Annotated in this window: 14 protein-coding genes and 2 pseudogenes; 4 read left to right on the top strand and 12 right to left on the bottom strand. The window is 74.4% G+C overall.

Annotated elements, in window-relative coordinates; genetic code table 11:
- Positions 1-745 (bottom strand): hypothetical protein (locus ACIBSW_RS39995; protein ID WP_404799609.1); only part of this gene is annotated, 745 nt, incomplete at its 3' end.
- On the opposite strand from ACIBSW_RS39995, the gene ACIBSW_RS39990 reads away from it, so the two are divergent.
- The 3 genes from ACIBSW_RS39990 to ACIBSW_RS39980 all read left to right on the top strand — a co-directional run bounded on the left by ACIBSW_RS39990 (position 689) and on the right by ACIBSW_RS39980 (position 4,343).
- On the top strand, positions 689-1,651 hold the full coding sequence (locus ACIBSW_RS39990) for a Replicase polyprotein 1ab (RefSeq protein ID WP_354727880.1): 963 nt from the start codon (positions 689-691) through the stop codon (positions 1,649-1,651). The two genes, ACIBSW_RS39995 and ACIBSW_RS39990, sit on opposite strands and share 57 nt — an antisense overlap.
- Entirely contained in the window at positions 1,648-2,631 is a 984-nt protein-coding gene (locus tag ACIBSW_RS39985) for an HAD-IIA family hydrolase (RefSeq protein WP_354727878.1), read from the top strand. The genes ACIBSW_RS39990 and ACIBSW_RS39985 overlap by 4 nt, the downstream gene beginning before the upstream one ends.
- A 224-nt stretch (positions 2,632-2,855) precedes the next feature.
- Complete coding sequence (locus ACIBSW_RS39980; RefSeq protein WP_354727876.1) at positions 2,856-4,343, top strand: DUF4407 domain-containing protein; 1,488 nt, start codon at positions 2,856-2,858, stop codon at positions 4,341-4,343.
- Positions 4,344-4,437: 94 nt separating this feature from the next.
- On the opposite strand, the gene ACIBSW_RS39975 is transcribed toward ACIBSW_RS39980, so the two are convergent.
- The 10 genes from ACIBSW_RS39975 to ACIBSW_RS39930 form a co-directional block, all read right to left on the bottom strand.
- On the bottom strand, positions 4,438-6,744 hold the full coding sequence (locus ACIBSW_RS39975) for a hypothetical protein (protein WP_354727874.1): 2,307 nt from the start codon (positions 6,742-6,744) through the stop codon (positions 4,438-4,440).
- Entirely contained in the window at positions 6,741-8,531 is a 1,791-nt protein-coding gene (locus ACIBSW_RS39970) for a hypothetical protein (protein ID WP_354727872.1), read from the bottom strand. The genes ACIBSW_RS39975 and ACIBSW_RS39970 overlap by 4 nt, the downstream gene beginning before the upstream one ends.
- Complete coding sequence (locus ACIBSW_RS39965; protein WP_354727870.1) at positions 8,531-8,806, bottom strand: hypothetical protein; 276 nt, start codon at positions 8,804-8,806, stop codon at positions 8,531-8,533. The genes ACIBSW_RS39970 and ACIBSW_RS39965 overlap by 1 nt, the downstream gene beginning before the upstream one ends.
- 1 nt (position 8,807) lies before the next feature.
- Entirely contained in the window at positions 8,808-10,214 is a 1,407-nt protein-coding gene (locus ACIBSW_RS39960; protein WP_354727868.1) for a hypothetical protein, read from the bottom strand.
- Positions 10,207-10,950 carry a hypothetical protein gene (locus ACIBSW_RS39955; RefSeq protein ID WP_354727866.1) on the bottom strand — a complete coding sequence of 248 codons (744 nt, stop codon included), beginning with the start codon at positions 10,948-10,950 and terminating at the stop codon, positions 10,207-10,209. The genes ACIBSW_RS39960 and ACIBSW_RS39955 overlap by 8 nt, the downstream gene beginning before the upstream one ends.
- A 398-nt stretch (positions 10,951-11,348) precedes the next feature.
- Positions 11,349-12,032 (bottom strand): response regulator transcription factor, encoded by a 684-nt coding sequence (locus ACIBSW_RS39950; protein ID WP_354727864.1) that lies wholly within the window; start codon positions 12,030-12,032, stop codon positions 11,349-11,351.
- Positions 12,029-13,132, bottom strand: a complete 1,104-nt coding sequence (locus ACIBSW_RS39945; RefSeq protein ID WP_354727862.1) for a sensor histidine kinase — start codon at positions 13,130-13,132, stop codon at positions 12,029-12,031. Before ACIBSW_RS39945 ends, ACIBSW_RS39950 begins: the two co-directional genes overlap by 4 nt.
- 5 nt (positions 13,133-13,137) lie before the next feature.
- Positions 13,138-13,959: an ABC transporter permease gene (locus ACIBSW_RS39940; RefSeq protein WP_354727860.1), complete on the bottom strand. Its 822-nt coding sequence runs from the start codon at positions 13,957-13,959 to the stop codon at positions 13,138-13,140.
- The gene (locus ACIBSW_RS39935) at positions 13,956-14,843 is read right to left on the bottom strand and encodes an ABC transporter ATP-binding protein (RefSeq protein ID WP_354727858.1); all 888 of its coding nucleotides are present in this window, start codon (positions 14,841-14,843) and stop codon (positions 13,956-13,958) included. The genes ACIBSW_RS39940 and ACIBSW_RS39935 overlap by 4 nt, the downstream gene beginning before the upstream one ends.
- 76 nt (positions 14,844-14,919) lie before the next feature.
- Positions 14,920-15,255, bottom strand: a complete 336-nt coding sequence (locus ACIBSW_RS39930; protein ID WP_354727856.1) for an SCP2 sterol-binding domain-containing protein — start codon at positions 15,253-15,255, stop codon at positions 14,920-14,922.
- 117 nt (positions 15,256-15,372) lie between these two features.
- Here ACIBSW_RS39930 and ACIBSW_RS39925 point away from each other — a divergent pair.
- Positions 15,373-16,038 (top strand): annotated as a pseudogene (locus ACIBSW_RS39925) (phasin family protein); the annotation flags it as partial.
- Here ACIBSW_RS39925 and ACIBSW_RS39920 read toward each other — a convergent pair.
- A pseudogene (locus tag ACIBSW_RS39920) lies at positions 15,921-16,199 on the bottom strand (pentapeptide repeat-containing protein); the annotation flags it as partial. The pseudogenes ACIBSW_RS39925 and ACIBSW_RS39920 overlap by 118 nt on opposite strands.
- Positions 16,200-16,233 lie beyond the last annotated feature (34 nt).

Here is a 16,233-nt window from a genome sequence, read left to right as displayed (position 1 = left end):
TGGTGACCGTCCGCAGGGTGGTGGTTTCCGGAGCGGTGGTGACCGTCCGCAGGGTGGTGGTTTCCGGAGCGGTGGTGACCGTCCGCAGGGTGGTGGTTTCCGGAGCGGTGGTGACCGTCCGCAGGGTGGTGGCTTCCGTAGCGGCGGCGACCGTGACAGGGGCGGCTATTCCGGGGGTGGCGACCGCGGCGGATACCGCGGCGACCGCTCCGAGGGCGGCGCACGCGGCAGCTTCCAGGGCGGCTCCGGCGGATACCGCGGCGACCGTCCCCAGGGTGACCGTCCCCAGGGTGGCGGTTTCCGCAGCGGTGGTGACCGTCCCCAGGGCGGCGGCTTCCGCAGCGGTGGTGACCGTGGCGGCTCCGGCGGCGGCGACCGCCCCGGATACCGCAGCGACCGCGGCCCGCGCGACGACCGCAGTGGCGGCGACCGCGGCCCCCGCGACGGCGGCTTCCGCGACCGTGGCCCGCGCGACGACCGTGGCCCCCGCGACAACCGTGGACCGCGTGACGACCGTGGACCGCGTGACGATCGCGGACCGCGTGACGATCGCGGACCGCGCGACGAACGCTCCCGTGACGACCGTGGGCCCCGCGGGGAGGGCGTCTTCGTGGAGCGCGAGGACCAGGCCGCGTTCCGGGCGCCGGAACTGCCCGAGGACGTCGCCGCGACCGACCTCGACAAGGAGGTGCGCGCCGAGCTGCTGAGCCTCTCGCGCGACACCGCCGACCGGGTCGCCCGGCACCTCGTGGCCGCCGGCCAGATCATCGACGAGGACTCCGAGCTCGCGCTGCACCACGCCATCGCCGCCCGGCGCCTCGCGTCGCGCATCGCGGTGGTGCGGGAGGCCGTCGGCCTCGCCGCGTACGCCGCGGGGGACTGGACCACGGCGATCGCGGAGCTGCGGACGTACCACCGGATGACGGGCCGGCAGACCCACCTGGCCGAGCTGGCCGACTGCGAGCGCGCGCTGGGTCGCCCGGAGCGGGCGATCGACCTGTTCCGCGGCGCCGAGAAGGAGGCGCTCGACAAGGCCGGCGCGATCGAGCTGCTGATCGTGGCGGCCGGCGCGCGCGGCGACCTCGGCCAGCACGACGCGGCCGTGGCGATGCTGCAGGTGCGTGAGCTGACCGCCGACGAGGACGCCGACTGGGCGGCCCGGCTGCGTTACGCCTACGCCGACGCGCTGCTCGCCGCGGGCCGGCGGGACGAGTCCCGCGAGTGGTTCGCCCGGGCGGCGGCCACCGATCAGGACAGCCTGACCGACGCGGCCGAGCGGCTGCTCGAGCTCGACGGCGTCACGATCGAGGGCGACGACCCGGACGAGGACGACGACCTGGACGGGGACGACAACCCGGCCGAGGCCCGCGCGGACGCCGACGAGGACGAAGACGACGAGGACGACGACGAGGACGACGACCTCGACGGGGCATACCACGACGACGAGTCCGATGAGGACGACGAAGACGACCGGGACGAGGACGACGAGGACGAACCGGTCGACGAGGTCGCCGGCAAGGCCGGTGACGACGAGTTCGTCGCCCACGGCGCCGCGGAGGACGACAAGACCGCGGAGGACGACAAGGCCGTGAAGGACGACGAGGACGAGGACAGCGACGGGACCCGCGGCGGGAAGGAGACCGAGGCGTGAGCCTGGTCGGCGAGTACGACCTGGTCATCTTCGACCTCGACGGCGTCGTCTACCTGATCGACAAGCCGATCGACGGCGCGGCCGAGGCGGTCGAGCGGCTGCGCGCGGCCGGCACGGCGATCGCGTACGCGACGAACAACGCGTCGCGGCGCGCCGCCGACGTCGCCGCACTGCTGACGGGCATGGGCGTGTCCGCCTCCGCCGACGAGGTGCTGACCTCGGCCGGCGCGGCGGCGGCCATGCTCGCCGAGCGGCTGCCCGCGGGGGCTCCCGTGCTGGTGGTCGGCGCGGAGGCGCTGCGGGCCGAGGTCCGCGACGCCGGCCTCACCCCGGTGGAGCGGCTCGAGGACACCCCGGCGGCCGTCGTGCAGGGCTACGGGCCCGACGTCGGCTGGCGGATCCTGGCCGAGGCGTCGCTGGCCGTACGGGCGGGCGCGCTCTGGATGGCGACCAACACGGACCGGACCCTGCCGAGCCCGCGCGGCCCGCTGCCGGGCAACGGCTCGCTGGTGTCGGTGCTGCGCACGGCGCTGAACCGGGATCCCGACGTGATCGTCGGGAAGCCGGCCCCGGCGCTGTTCGAGACCGCGGCGGCGCAGTCGCGGTCCGCGCGGCCGCTGGTGGTCGGCGACCGGCTCGACACGGACATCGAGGGCGCCGTCGGCGCGGGCATGGACTGCCTGCTCGTGCTGACCGGCGTGAGCGGGGCGGCGGATCTGCTGCACGCGCCGCAGCAGCGCCGCCCGACCTACGTGGCGGCCGACCTGTCGGGGCTGTTCGGCGAGGCCGAGGCCGCCCGGATCCCGGCACCCCGGGAGGAGCTCGGCGGCTGGCGGCTGGCGCCCGGAAAGCTCACCGGATCCGGTACGCCGGTGGACGCGCTGCGCCTGCTCGCAGGCGTGTACTGGAACGGCGGCGAGGTGCAGGCCGGCTCGGACGAGGCGGGTGAACTGCTGACCGGCTGGGGACTGCCCGCCTGAACCACGAGCGTTGCCGACGGCCCGTTCCGCCCGTACCGGGTGGACGGGCCGTCGGTCGTCGAGGGCTGTCCGAACGGCGGATAACCGCCGCGCGCGGCCGTCGTTGATCACCGGCAGGCGCCACGCCTACGGGGGATTTCCCCGCCGGGTGCGGCCGGAGATAGTGGACACCCAGAGGTCGGTTCCGACGCTTTGTGGTGGCCCCGACGGGAGTCGACGACCAAGTGGCAGCACGTACACAAAAGGACCGGACGCCCCCGCGTCGAGGCCTGCTGATCTGGCTCTCCGGCGCCGATCCCGACACGTTGGCGCGCAGCCCACGGGAGAAACGCAAGTTCTCCGGGCTCGGCGGCATCGTCCTGACCACCGCGTGCATGGCCGGCCTCTCCGCGGGCTTCGCCCTGCACTCCGGGGTACGCGCGCCGCTGCTCGCCTCCGCCGTGATCGCCCTGCTGTGGGCGCTCGCCATCGCCAACCTGGACCGGTGGCTCGTCGCCGCGGCGGGCCGCCGCGAGCGCTGGTGGGAGAACCTGGCCACGCTGGTGCCCCGCATCCTGCTCGCGCTGGTGATCGGCGCGGTGGTCTCGACGCCGCTGGTGCTGTGGATCTTCCAGCAGGAGATCCAGGCGCAGCTGACCGTCACCCGGCAGGTCGAGCGCAACACCTACGAGCAGAAGCTCAAGACCGACTCCCGCTTCGCGGTGATTCCCGGTCTGCAGGCCGAGGTGACCAGGCTGCAACAGGTCGCGGCGGGCTCGCTGATCGAGGATCTGGTCGGCAAGGACGCCGCGGTGAAGCGGGACCAGGCCGAGTACGACAAGCTCGACAAGCGGTACAACGACGCGCGGGCGGCCGCGATCGCCGAGTTCGACGGGACCGACGGCACCGGGCAGCGCGGCGGCGGCCCGGCGTACAAGACGAAGCTGAAGGCCGCCGCCGAGCTGCGCGACCAGCGGGACTCCGCCAAGGAGCGGCTCGAGCGGTCGAAGAGCGACGCCCTCGAGCGGCAGAAGGCGACCAGCACCAAGGAGCAGGCGACCGCGCAGTCCGACCTGGCGAAGAAGGAATCCGAGCTGGCGCGGCTCAAGAGCCTCAAGCAGGCCGATGAGGACCGCTACCTGATCGACAGCGGCAACGACCGGGGCCTGCTCGCCCAGCTCGAGGCGCTGAGCCAGATCACCGACAGCAACGCGACGCTGAAGACGGCGTACCTGACCCTGCTGCTGTTCATCACCGCGATCGAGATCCTGCCGGTGCTGACCAAGTTCCTGCTCAACATCGGGCCGGCGACCGCGTACGACGAGATCCTGGCGACCGCGGAGAAGAGCGACGTGCAGGCGGCGCGGGCCAGGATCGAGTTCGAGCGGGAGCAGGAGCGCCAGGACCTCAAGGCGCAGGCGGCGCGGCAGGAGGAGATCCGCAAGGAGACCGCCGGCCGGGAGACGCACGTGCAGACGGAGATCCGTAAGCGGGAGCTGGACCGGTGGCGCAGCGACGAGCTGCACCGGCTGAACGGCGGCGCGGAGCCGGCCACCCGCCGGACGCTGCGGTTCCCGGGTCCGCGGCGGGCCAAGGCGGACCGCTCCGGTTATCAGGACTGGCCGGCGGACGAGTCGACGACCCGGGCGGCGGGGCAGGAGACGCACCTGGCGCTGCCGCCGGAGAACGAGGGCGACGGCGAGGGCACCGTGCCGCGCTGGCGTTTCAAGTAGACGGTCATGGCGGGAGGGCCCGCAGAGCCCCGTAGCCCTCCCGCCGTGCTGCGGTCATAAATCGAAAATGCATGGGTTTTCGCCGCGGGTGGGCTCAGGTCTGGAAGTAGAAGTTGCCGACCAGCGAGCCGTCCGGTATCCCGGCGGGCGGCTTCTCCTGGCTCGCCCACGCGCCGATGCTCACGAACTGCAGCTCGGGGTACTCGTGCTGAAGCATGGCCCGCAGCCTCTTGGCCCGGTCCTCGCCGGTGCCGTAGGCGATGATCTCGATCCTCTTCGGCTTGCCCTTTCGCAAGACCTTGAGCTCCAGCTGGTGCCGGAACTCGCGCAGGTCGTCGTCCGGGCTGCTGCGCGACGGCGGCTCCAGGAGGACCTGGATCGGAGCCTCGGCCGCAGCGATGGTCGGCTCGACGGTCGCCGGCGCCGCGGCGGCCTGCGGCTGCTTGCGTACCGGCGCCGGGTCGACCCGCAGGACGATCATCGCGGCCGAGGTCGCGAGCGCCGCGGCCGCCAGGCCGGCGCCGAGGACGAAGACGTGCCGCCAGGTGAGCGCCTGCTCCCGCGGATGACCGTCGAACCAGCGCAGCCAGGATGGCCAGCCGCGGTCCGGGTGCCCGGCGTCCTCGTCGTCCGGCGACCGGAGCCGCCGCGGCGGCTCGACCGGGGTGAACCGGCTCTTGGCCAGCCGCAGCGCGGTGGCGACGTCGTGCGGCGCGCTGTCGTAGCCGATGACGAGGCAACGCTCGGCCAGCGGCCGGGTGCGCGGCGCGTCCGGATCGAGGTCGAGCAGCGCCTCGAGGGCGCCCCACATGATGCGTTTGAGCCGGTTGGTGCGCCGGGCCGAGGGCTGCGCCAGGACGGTGCGGAGCAGCTCGGCGACCCACCCCTCGTCGGCCTTGCCGCGCAGGCCGGCCCGGGTGAGCGTGGCCGTGAGCGGCTGGAGCAGGCGGGCCTCGGAGGGGCGGCCGGGGTGCCGGGACGCGGCTATCCACAGCATCGTCGCGACCTCGTCGGCCGGCAGCGGCTGCAGCTCGCCCGCCAGCGAGACCAGCAGGGCCAGCGGGTTGCGGGTCAGGTTCAGCTCGGCGTCGGCCGTCGGCGTGTACTGGTGGTGATGGTTGAGTTCGCCGATGACGATGTCCGGGCTCGCCGGGAAGTGCTCGGGGTCGTCGCCCGGCGTGAGGCCCAGCTTGAGCAGCCAGTCCCGGGCGGCGGCGAGGTCGCGGTCGTTGCCGAGCACCCCGAGCGGGGTGATCCATTGGCGGGTGTGCTCGCGCAGCCTGTCCGGCTGCCGGTAGCAGCTCAGCAGCAGCGCGGCGAGATGGTCGTGCCAGTCGGTGAGCTCGGGCGCCTCGGCGGTGGGCAGCCCGAGCAGGTTCTCCGAGGTGTCGTCCTGCGCAGCGACCGCGCCGGCGAGCACCTCCTCGGCGAGCGGGGCGGCGAAGTCGGCGCGGAGCCGGGCGATCGCCGCCGCGGGCTCCTTCCCGGCCCACTGCCGCACCAGCTTCCGGTGGTTCGCCGCCAGCCGGCGGACCCCGCCGGGCGTCTCCAGCATGGACGGTACGTCGGGCCAGTCCGGCACGTGGTTGGCGTGGCCCAGCTCGATCAGCATCTCGTCGAGCGAGTGGTCGCCGCTGAGCAGTTCGGGCTCCGGGCGCTTGCCGGTGCTGGCGTAGTGCACCAGGTACTCGAAGCCGCGGCGCACGTCGGCGCGGGTCAGGTGTGCCTTGATCTCGTCCTCGCTCACCGGCCCGCGGCGGAACCAGTGGTCGATGGACTCGGCGCGGTTCGGCTCGCTGCGCCGGAACTCGTCGGGCCAGCCGCCGGACACCACCCGCAGGTCGGCGGAGTCGGGGCGCTGCAGCATGCATGTGGTCCAGGACCAGGCGCGCGACTGGCGCTCGGGCAGGACCTTGAGCGCGGCCGGGATGAGCGCCGCGGCCTCGGCCGGGCCGCCGGCGACGGGTATGGCGGACTGCCGGACCACGACGCCGCCGAGGACCTGCAGCACGGTGCGCTCGAACCAGGCCGCGTCGTGCGGCACCGGCGGAAGACCCTGGTCGCCGGCGGCGAGCTCGCTGCCGGCGGTCCAGGCCCGCAGCGCCGGCATGTCCTCGGTGGCGAACGCGAACCGGCAGGTGCCGGCGACCCCGAACGGCCCCCGGCGGCCCTGCACGACGAAGCACCACAGCCACCGGCCCTGCACCTGTACGCGGCGCAGCGTCCAGATCGGGTGCCCGACGGTCGAGCGGATGCCCTCGGGCGGCTGGCTCAGGTCGGCCTGCAGCAGGCGCTCGGCGGCCGCCCAGTACTCCCGGGGCGCGGGCGGGCCGACCTCGTGCGGGCTGAAGCCGCGGCCGGTCAGGTCCGCCCACTGCACCATGATCATCGACGTGCTCATCGGCGGGCCCTCCCGAGTACGGCGAGCAGGAGCTGGGTGAGTGCGGCGGCACGGTCCTCGACCCGGGGGAAGCGGCTGCGGGGGTCGAGCGGCTTGAGCCGGACGTCGTCCACCGCGATCGGCACCGTGGCCAGCGGCGAGCAGAGGAAGAACCGCAGCGTGATCCAGGGCTCGCGGTGCATGCGGTAGAGGGCGCTCTGCTGGCCGAGTCCGTACGCGAGGCCGCAGCCGACCGCCGACATGATCAGGTCGCGGAGCAGGATCTGCGCGTCGGAGCCGGGCCGCAGGGCGCTGTCGAGGTGCTCGTCGATCGACGGCACCCGGATGTGCTGCGGCACCTCGGCCATCACGTCGCCGCCGGGGATGTGCACCTCGTTGGCGGTGCCGACGTGCACGAGCTTCCAGAACTCGTCGGCCTTGGAGAAGTGGTCGAGCAGGCCGCGGGCGACCTGGACGGCGCGGCGCTGCCGTACGGCGGGCTCGGTCGAGCTGGCGCCCCAGAGGTAGGTGAGCAGCTGCGCGGCGCCGGGGTCGGCCGGCGTCCTGCGCTGCGCCCAGCGCTCGACGGCGAACGCCAGGTAGCTGGCGGTGCCGCGCTCGACGTCGCCGGCCGCGCCGATGTCGTACAACCTCAGGCCCGGTCTCTCCAGCGCGGCGCGGATCAGGTCGCACTTGGTGATGGCGATCAGCATCTGCAGCGGGCGGCCCTCGTCGGTGGCGAAGAGCCCGTCGACCATGGTGATCTGTTCGCCGATGCCGTCCTGGATGGACTCGCGGTTGCCGCGCACGACCTCGGCGCCGTACGCGCTGACGGTGCCGGGCCGCAGGCTGCCGTTGAGCAGCAGGCGCTCCTCGGTGACCGACTCGGTGGCCATCCAGTCGGTGGCGTTCGGCGCGACGGCCGGGTCGACGACCCAGAGCAGGGCGTCGAACGAGCGCAGCATGCCGGCCTCGCGCCGGTTGGTGCCCTGCTCGTCGAAGAGCTCGCCGGGCAGGTCGGCGACCCCGGTCCAGGTGCGCCGGTCGCCGGTGTCGGTGCGCAGCACGAGCGGCTGGCGGAACTGCCGGCCCCACTGCTTGGCGCGGCGCTCGCCGTCGACGACCGTGCGGCGGATCAGCTCCTGTATCGCGCCCAGGGCGTCGCGGAGCTGGTCGTCGAGCATGCCGGCGGGGGTCGCCTGGCGGTCGGTGCCGGTGGGCTGGATCGCCTCGCCGGTGTTGCGGGTCTCGTTGTACTTGCTGATCCGGGCGGTCAGCGGCAGCTCCTCCAGGGGGCTGAGCTTGCGCAGCCGGATCCGGCCGGGGTCGTTCTGCGCGCTCCAGTGCGTCAGGTTGTCGAGGTTCTGCCGCAGCATCCGGACCAGCAGGTAGGTCTTGCCGCTGGCCGGCGCGCCCATCGCGGCGACCATGTTCCAGTCGTCGATCTTCTGCTGGACGTTGTCGGCGCCGCGGGCCGGTCCGGAGTGGAACACCAGCGCCGCGTCGGGGAAGATGTGGCCGCCGCCGCACAGCAGGTAGCTGAAGTCGATCTCGTGCTCGTTGAAGACCGGGTCGGTCGACTCCGCCGGCCGGTAGTTGCCGGCCAGCATCATCACCCGCCACGGCAGGCCGTTGCGGCCGTCGGGCGCGCCGACCTCGAGCCGGAACGACGGCGGCATCAGGAACCGGCCGGTCTGCCGGTCGACCGGGGGCGCGCCGCTACCGAGCTGCTGGCGGCAGACCGGGCAGGCCTTGCCGAAGCGCTCCGACGGGTCCTCGGTCGCCGGCGGCGTCCTGGACCACAGCATCAGGCGACCACGCAGACGACGAGGAACACCAGCGTCGCCGCGGCGCCGCCGACCACGAGGCCGGCGGCGGTGCCCAGCTGCCGGCCGGTCTGCGCGGCCACCTTCAGGTAGTCGGCGACGCCGGCCTCGACCTCATGGAACGCCGGCAGCCGGGCGCCGGGTGCGGCGTCGATCCAGTTGCCGAACGTGTACCCGTACCGGGCGAAGTGCTTGTCGGGCTCGCCGCACCGCCGGGCCACCCGCTCACGCAGCGCCACGCGCCAGGAATCGGTCATCTCATCCCCCGCCCACCAGAAGACCCAGCGCCACCGCGACGGCGACGCAGCTCACACACCAGATCGACGACCAGAGCACGGCCTGGCGCAGCGCCACCTCCTGCGCCCGGGCGCCGATCTCGTCGTACGCCCGGTGCACCCGTTCCGGCCGGGTCGCCGGGCCGCGCTGCGCGTACGCCCGGACCGCCTCGATGTGGCCGGCGTACTCGGGTACCAGTTCGGTGCCGGCCGGCGCCGGGCCGCCGGGCCGGTCGCGGTCGCAGCGCTGCTCGGCCTCGATGACCTCGGCCAGCCACGCCTCGGCCCACGGCCGGGACGCCTCGAGGGCGAGCTGGCCGCGCGGCCCGGTCCCGAACGGCTCGGCCAGCACCGCGATCAGCGGCTCCCAGCGCGGATCCGGCCAGTGCTCGCCCAGCGCCTTGCGCACCGCCGCCTCGCTGTCGGCGACCCGCTGGTACGGGTTGTCGGGGTCGGTGTTCAGCAGGGTGGTCTCCACCCAGTGCCGGCCGGCGAGCGCGCACAGCACCACGATCATCAGGCCGAACCGGTCCTGCGCGTAGAGCAGTCCGGGCGTCAGCCGCCAGGCCCGGGACGGGTCGGTGCGCATCCGGCGCAGGCCGCCGTACTCGTAGAGCTCGGTGCCGCGCAGCACCGGCGGCGGCGGGTCGGCCTGAGTGGCCGCGTCGGTGTCGATCAGCACGTAGCCGCTGGTCTCCTGGTACGTGCACCAGCAGACGTTGTCCGGCTTGAGGTCGCAGTGCGCCCACTTGAGCTGGTGCAGCTGGTCGAGGCCGGCGGCGAGCTGGCGGAAGTCGATCAGGTGCTCGGTGCCGGGCCAGCGCCGCAGCGCCTCCCACCGGAGCAGGTCGATCTGCGGCGAGACGGCCAGCAGGTACAGGTCCGGGCGGGCGCCCTCGCCGATCCAGGACGGCAGCCGGCGGTCCAGCTGGGCGACGACCAGATCGGACGGCGTGCCGAGCCGGGTGGTGACCGCGCCGGAGAACTTCTCGAGCTGGCCGTCGCCGCGGACCACCTGCACCGGCACCACCGCCCAGGGCGGCTCGATCGGGGTGCGGTGCGCGTGGTCGCCGAGGTACTGGTTGGCCCGTTGCAGCGCGCTGGCCTGCTCGTGCAGGTGCTGGCGCAGGGCCTCGGCGTCGCCGAGGTCGGCGCAGCCGTAGATCTTGACGTGCCAGTTCTGCCAGCCGCTGCGCTCGTTGGTCGCGGTGGTGAAGATGACCTCGGTGCGGATCCGGCGCAGCTGCCCGGACTCCCCGGCGCCGATCAGCGGCACGTCGAAGTCGACGGACTTGCGGTCGGCGGCCGGCGGTGGAGCGACGGTGAGCTGGACGTGCCAGTGCGGCCCGCTCAGGTCGATGACCATCGCGGGTTCCTGCTCGTCAGCCACGGCCACCGTCCCAGGCGAGTAGGTAGTCGAGCCGGGTCGACGAGGCGGCGCCGTCCGCGTACTCGATCGAGCCCGCCGGGCCGGCCGCTATCGGCCGGCCGTTCGCGCGCAGCGGCGTCCCGTCGATGCGGACCAGGTAGGCGGGCCGGACCCGGGACCGGGCGAACTCCACCTGGTGGCCCTGGTGGCGCAGGTAGACCAGCTCGCCGCGGGGCAGGAACGTGGCGTACTCGGGCAGGCGCACCGAGGCGTCGTGCCGGCTGCCGGTCCAGCGGCCCAGCGGCACCCAGCCGGGCGCGGACGCGAGGTGGCAGACCCAGTGGAAGTCGGCGCCGTAGCGCAGCGTCAGGTGCACGGTCTCCGGCGGCGGCTGCGCCGGCGCCACGGGCACCTCCTGCGACTCGATCCGGGTCTGCGGCAGCGCCTGCCTCGGTGCCGGCAGGGCCGGCGGCTGGATCAGGAACCGGTGGCCGGGATCCTCGGGCAGGCCCGGGTCCACGGTGCACACCACCGAGACGACCCGGGCCAGCGGCAGCCACCGGTGGGTCGACGGGTGCACGATGCGGTGGACCTTGCCGGCGAAGTCGCGGCCCATCGGCGTACGGGTCGCGACGGTGACCGAGATCCGCAGCGAGCGCGGGTCGACGTCGCCGGTGACGACGACCGCGCAGTAGCGCTCGACCGCGGACCGGAACGCGCCGAGCACGGCCCGCTCGAAACGCGGGTCCGGACTCATGCGGCTTCTCCGATCTTGGCGGCGGTTTTCGGCTGAAGAGGGAATGCACTGCGAACCGGTCGGGTCACGCCGCCGGAAACCAAAAGGTAAAGCAGCGGCCGGGGATCACGTAAATGGCCGAATGTCCGCGGTTGACACCGGACGGGTGACAGGACACGTCCGGGGTAGCCGCAAAGGCCGCGTGGTACGGGCCGTCCGGTCCCTTGATGAGATCGGAATTCGCAGCTCGACGGCGGTGCGTGAGCGCGGGCGGGCGGCGCCGGGCGGCCATTCACAAGAATGGCTCGGATAGCCGGGTCCGAATGCGCTTCCCCGGACTTCACCCGGCCGAATGACGGCCATTCGGACGGCCCCGTCACGCCGAAGGTCGAACAACGGGGAGCGTGTCGCCTGTGGATCTAGTCGACCAGCCCGGACTGATAGGCGAAGACCACCAGTTGCGCGCGGTCGCGGGCGTGCAGTTTCACCATCGCGCGGCTGACGTGTGTGCGGGCGGTCGCCGGGCTCACCGTCAGGCGGGCCGCGATCTCGTCGTTGCTCAGGCCCTCGCCGACCAGGCCGACGATCTCGCGCTCGCGGTCGGTCAGCGTGTCCAGCCGCGGGTGCGGGCGCAGCACCCGGGCCGGCCGGGCCGCGAACTCGCGCACCACCCGCCGGGTCACCGACGGCGACAGCAGCGCCTCGCCGCCGGCGACCAGGCGGATCGCGCGGACCAGCTCGGCCGGCTTGGTGTCCTTGGTGAGAAAGCCGCTGGCGCCGTTCCGGAGCGCGTCGAACACGTAGGCGTCGACCTCGAAGGTGGTCAGCACGATCACCCGGGTGCCGGCCAGCGCCGGGTCGGCGGCGATCCGGCGGGTGGCCTCGATGCCGTCGATGCCGGGCATCCGCACGTCCATCAGGACGACGTCGGGCCGGTGCGTGCGGGCCTGCTCGACGGCGCCGAGCCCGTCGGCGGCCTCGCCGGCCACGACCAGGTCGTCCTCGCTCTCCAGCAGCGCCCGCAGGCCGATGCGGACCAGGTCCTGGTCGTCGGCGAGGACCACGCGGATCGGGCCGGCGGCGTCGCCGGCGGGCCCGGTCACCGGCGCACCGGCAGCGTCGCCAGCACGGCGAACCCGCCCTCGGGCCGGGGCCCGGCGGTCAGCGACCCGCCGAGCGCCGCGACCCGCTCGCGCATCCCGGCGAGCCCGTGTCCCGGCGTGACGGCCGCCGGGCCGCCCCGGCCGGTGTCGCTGATCGACACGGTCACGTCCTCGTCGGTACGGGCGACCGAGACCGACGCCGAGGCGGTGCCCGCGTGGCGCAGCACGTTGGTCAGCGACTCCTGCACGATCCGGTAGGCGGCCAGGTCGACCGCCGCGGGCAGCGACTCCAGCCGGCCGGCCAGCTCGACCGTCACCGGAACGCCGACCGAGCGGGTGCGGTCGACCAGCTCCGGCAGCCGGGCCAGCCCCGGCGCCGGGGAGCGGTCGTCGAGGTCGTCGCCGCGGCGGACCGCGCCGAGGGCGGCGCGCAGCTCGTCGAGGGACTCGCGGCTGGTGCGGCTGATCGCGGTGAGCGCCGCCTCCGCCTGCCCGGGCTGCTTGGCCAGCAGGTGCAGGGCGATCTCGGCCTGCATGTTGATCGCGGCGAGGCCGTGGCCGACCACGTCGTGCACCTCCTGGGCGACCCGCAGCCGCTCGGCGTCGGCCAGGCGGCGGGCCTCGTCGCGGCGGTTCTGCACCCGCTGCTCGCGCCCGACGCGCACGGTGACGCCCACCGCGAGCGGGCCGGCCACCCAGGCGAGCGGGGGAGCCACCGAGTCCAGGCTCAGGCCGCCGCCGATCAGGCCGCCGACGATCACCGCGGCGAACGCCAGCGCCGCGGCGGCGGCCGCCTGCCGCAGCGGCCGGTGCGCGCCGACCGAGTAGACCGCGACCAGCAGGCTCAGCAGGATCGGCCCGAACGGCTGCCCGCCGAGCAGGTAGACGCCCACCGCGGCCGCGCAGACCGTCAGCGCCGCGACCGGCGCGGACCGGCGGGCCACCATCGCCAGCGCCGCCGCGACCACCAGGACGTAGGCCCACCCGGGCACCGAGTCGATGCCCTGGTTGCGGCCCGCCGGCGCCGTGCCGATCAGGCCGATGCCCGCCAGCGCACACGCCAGCAGGGCGTCCGGCAGATATCTCCGCACCCGGTTCATGTCGTTCACAGGATGTCACGGCGGCGCAGCAGCGCGCCGCCCAGCGCGGCGAACGCCAGCAGGTACCCGGCCACGACCGCGGCCGCCTGCCCGCCGCCGACGAGCGCCGCGACGCCCGGCGTGTCCGTGCCGGCGCCGAGCGCCGCGACCAGGGAACCGGCGTTCGGGCCGGGCAGGGCCTTCTGCGCCCGCGCCACCCAGTCCAGCAGCGGCGCGGCGATCAGGGCGAGCAGGTTCTGCACCGCGAGCAGCCAGACCAGGCCGAGGCCGACCGGCAGCGCGACGCCGCGCAGCGCGATGCCGAGCAGGGCGCCGAGCACCGTCCACATCGCCGCGATCAGCCAGCCGGCGCCGACGCCGCCGGCCAGGTCGGCCACGCCGGGCCAGTCGACCGGCCGGTCCTCGGCGAGCGCGACGAGCAGGCTCGCCGGCGCGCCGGCGGCGAAGACGGCGACCACCCCGGCGAGCGCGGCCAGGCAGAGGGTCACCAGCTTGGCGGCGTACACCCGCAGGCGGTCCGGGTCCTGGGTCAGCACGGTCTTCCAGGTGCCCCAGGCGTACTCGCCGCCGGCCGCGAGCACGCCGGGGATCAGCATCAGCGCGCCGAGGAAGACCGGCAGGCCGCCGATCGAGTTGCCGACCAGCCGGTCGGGCAGCAGGGCGTCCAGGCCGCGGTCGGCGCGCGGTCCGCCGGTGCCGCCCGCGTACCCCGCGTACGGGATCAGGTAGGTGAAGGTGACGCTCAGGGTGAGCGCGATCGCCAGCAGCGCCCAGGTCGCGGGCCGGCGCACCAGCTTGAGCGTTTCCGCGCGGATGTGGTCAGTCATCGCCTGCCGCCTCCGGTCAGGGCGAAGAAGGCCTGCTCCAGGCTGCGTTCGCAGGCGCGCAGCTCGCTGACGGCGATGCCCGCGCCGACCAGCGCCGCGTTCACCTCGGCCGCGCGGTCCGGCGGGACCGCGAGGTCCAGGCCGTCGCCGGTGACCCGGACGGCGTCGGCGCCGAGCAGGTCGCGGGCCCGGGCCGCGGCGGCGTCCAGGGGAGCGGCGACCAGCCGCAGCGTGCGTTCGCCGCGCAGCTCGGCGACCGTGCTCTCGGCCACCAGCCGGCCGTCGGCGATGACACCGACCCGGTCGCAGAGCTCCTGCACCTCGGTCATCAGGTGGCTGGAGAGCAGCACGGTGCAGCCGGCCGCGCCGAGGCGCCGCACCAGCAGGCGCATGTCCGCCATCCCCGCCGGGTCGAGGCCGTTGGTCGGCTCGTCGAGCACGACCAGGCGCGGGTCCTTCAGCAGGGCGGCGGCCACGCCGAGCCGCTGCTTCATGCCCAGCGAGTAGGTGGCGTACCGGTCGCCGGCCCGGCCGGTCAGCTCGACCTGGTCGAGCACGGCCGCGATCCGGGCGGACGGCACGCCGGCGTGGCGGGCCAGCACGCGCAGGTTGTCGCGACCGCTCAGGTACGGGTAGAAGGCCGGGCCCTCGATCAGCGCGCCGACCCCGTCGAGGCGCCCGGGCGGGGCGCCGAACAGGCGCACCTGCCCCGAGGTGGGCCGGACGAGGCCGAGCAGCATGCGCAGGGTGGTGGTCTTGCCGGCGCCGTTGGGCCCGAGGAAGCCGTACACCTCGCCCGCGCGGACGGTCAGGTCCAGGGCGTCGACGGCGGTCACCGCGCCGTACCGCTTGGTCAGGCGCCGGGTCTCGACGGGAGCTGTCATGGTCCCATCGTCGTGGCGGAGCGGCCCGGCGGCGTCCGCCCCAGCGCGGCCCGGTGCCTACGTCGCTGGACGTATGTCAGAGGAGTTTGCGCAGCTTCAGCAGGTCGAACGGGTTGGCCTTGATCGAGACCTGGCGCGACGCGATCGCCTTGGTGACGTCGAGCCGGCCGGTCACCAGCGCGATCAGCTCGTCGCTGTCGGCGGTCAGGGCGATCTTCGCCTTGGGGTCGTCGCCGTCGGCGATGTCGACCAGGCGGCCGCCGTCGAGCCGGGCGTGGAACGCGGTCTCCAGGTCCGGGATCCGGCAGGCGAGCGTGCGGTCGAGATCGAGCCGGCCGCGGGTCTCCGCGCTCGCGTCCAGCCGGGCCGCAAGATCATGTAATGCCTGCCGGCACTCGTCCACGCTGGCCAATTCCCCGACCTCCTCCGCGACACCTTGACGCACCGCACGGTACCGCAGCACGCCCGCGGTCCGGCCCGGTAGCGTGGCAGCAGCGCAACGGCGTGGCGGAGTCGGAGGGGAGTTGACATGCAGGACGCATGGCGGGCGTATCTCGAGCTGGCGCTCGGACTGACCGAGGCGCCGCGCAAGAAGGCCCAGCGGGTCGCGGGCGACCTCGTGAACCGTGGCGGCGCGACGGCCGCGCAGCTGCAGGGCCTGGTCGAGGACCTGTTGTCGACGGGCGTGGCCAACCGCGAGGCGCTGACCAACATCGTGCGCTACGAGGTGGACCGCGCGCTGGGGCTGGTGGGGCTGGCGACGGCCGACGAGGTCTCCGACCTGACCGACCGGGTGCGCGACCTGGAGCGGCAGCTGCGTGACGCCAGGTCGCGGGCGGCGCAGAACGGCGAGCCGGCCGTGATCGTGCCGCCGGCCAAGAAGGCCGTGGCGAAGAAGGCGGTCGCGAAGAAGGCGGTCAAGGCGACCCCGAACGCGATGCCGGCCGCGGGTGCGCCGGTCACCCCGACGCGCGCGGCGCCCAAGCAGGCGGCCCCCGCCAAGGCCGCCGACACCGACACCGCCCCTGCCCCCGCTAAGGCCGCGCCGGCGAAGACAGCCCCTGTCAAGGCCGCGCTGGCGAAGACAGCCCCTGTCAAGGCCGCGCCGGCGAAGTCAGCTCCCGCCAAGTCAGCTCCCGCCAAGTCAGCTCCCGCCAAGGCCGCTCCGGTCAAGGCCGCTCCCGCTAAGACGGCTTCCGCCAAGGCCGCTCCGGGTAAGGCGGCGCCGGGCAAGGCGGCCAAGGCCGCGCCGACCAAGGTTGGTCCGGGCGAGGCGGTCGGTGTAGAGGCAGGCCCCGCCGGGTCGGTGCCGCCGGCAGGCCCGTCGGATGCGCCGCCGTCGGGCGGGATCGGCACCCCGGCCGGGACCGCCGCCGCGCCGACCGCGCCG

This window comes from Actinoplanes sp. NPDC049668 (assembly GCF_044465445.1).
GTDB lineage: Bacteria > Actinomycetota > Actinomycetes > Mycobacteriales > Micromonosporaceae > Actinoplanes.
This window is presented reverse-complemented; position numbering and strand designations above follow the sequence as displayed.

Excerpts from the sequence above, each read along its gene's own strand:
- ACIBSW_RS39975 (WP_354727874.1), bottom strand. The coding sequence starts at position 6,744 with ATGAGCACGTCGATGATCATGGTGCAGTGGGCGGACCTGACCGGCCGC.
- ACIBSW_RS39970 (WP_354727872.1), bottom strand. The coding sequence starts at position 8,531 with ATGCTGTGGTCCAGGACGCCGCCGGCGACCGAGGACCCGTCGGAGCGC.
- ACIBSW_RS39965 (WP_354727870.1), bottom strand. The coding sequence starts at position 8,806 with ATGACCGATTCCTGGCGCGTGGCGCTGCGTGAGCGGGTGGCCCGGCGG.
- ACIBSW_RS39955 (WP_354727866.1), bottom strand. The coding sequence starts at position 10,950 with ATGAGTCCGGACCCGCGTTTCGAGCGGGCCGTGCTCGGCGCGTTCCGG.
- ACIBSW_RS39945 (WP_354727862.1), bottom strand. The coding sequence starts at position 13,132 with ATGAACCGGGTGCGGAGATATCTGCCGGACGCCCTGCTGGCGTGTGCG.
- ACIBSW_RS39940 (WP_354727860.1), bottom strand. The coding sequence starts at position 13,959 with ATGACTGACCACATCCGCGCGGAAACGCTCAAGCTGGTGCGCCGGCCC.
- ACIBSW_RS39935 (WP_354727858.1), bottom strand. The coding sequence starts at position 14,843 with ATGACAGCTCCCGTCGAGACCCGGCGCCTGACCAAGCGGTACGGCGCG.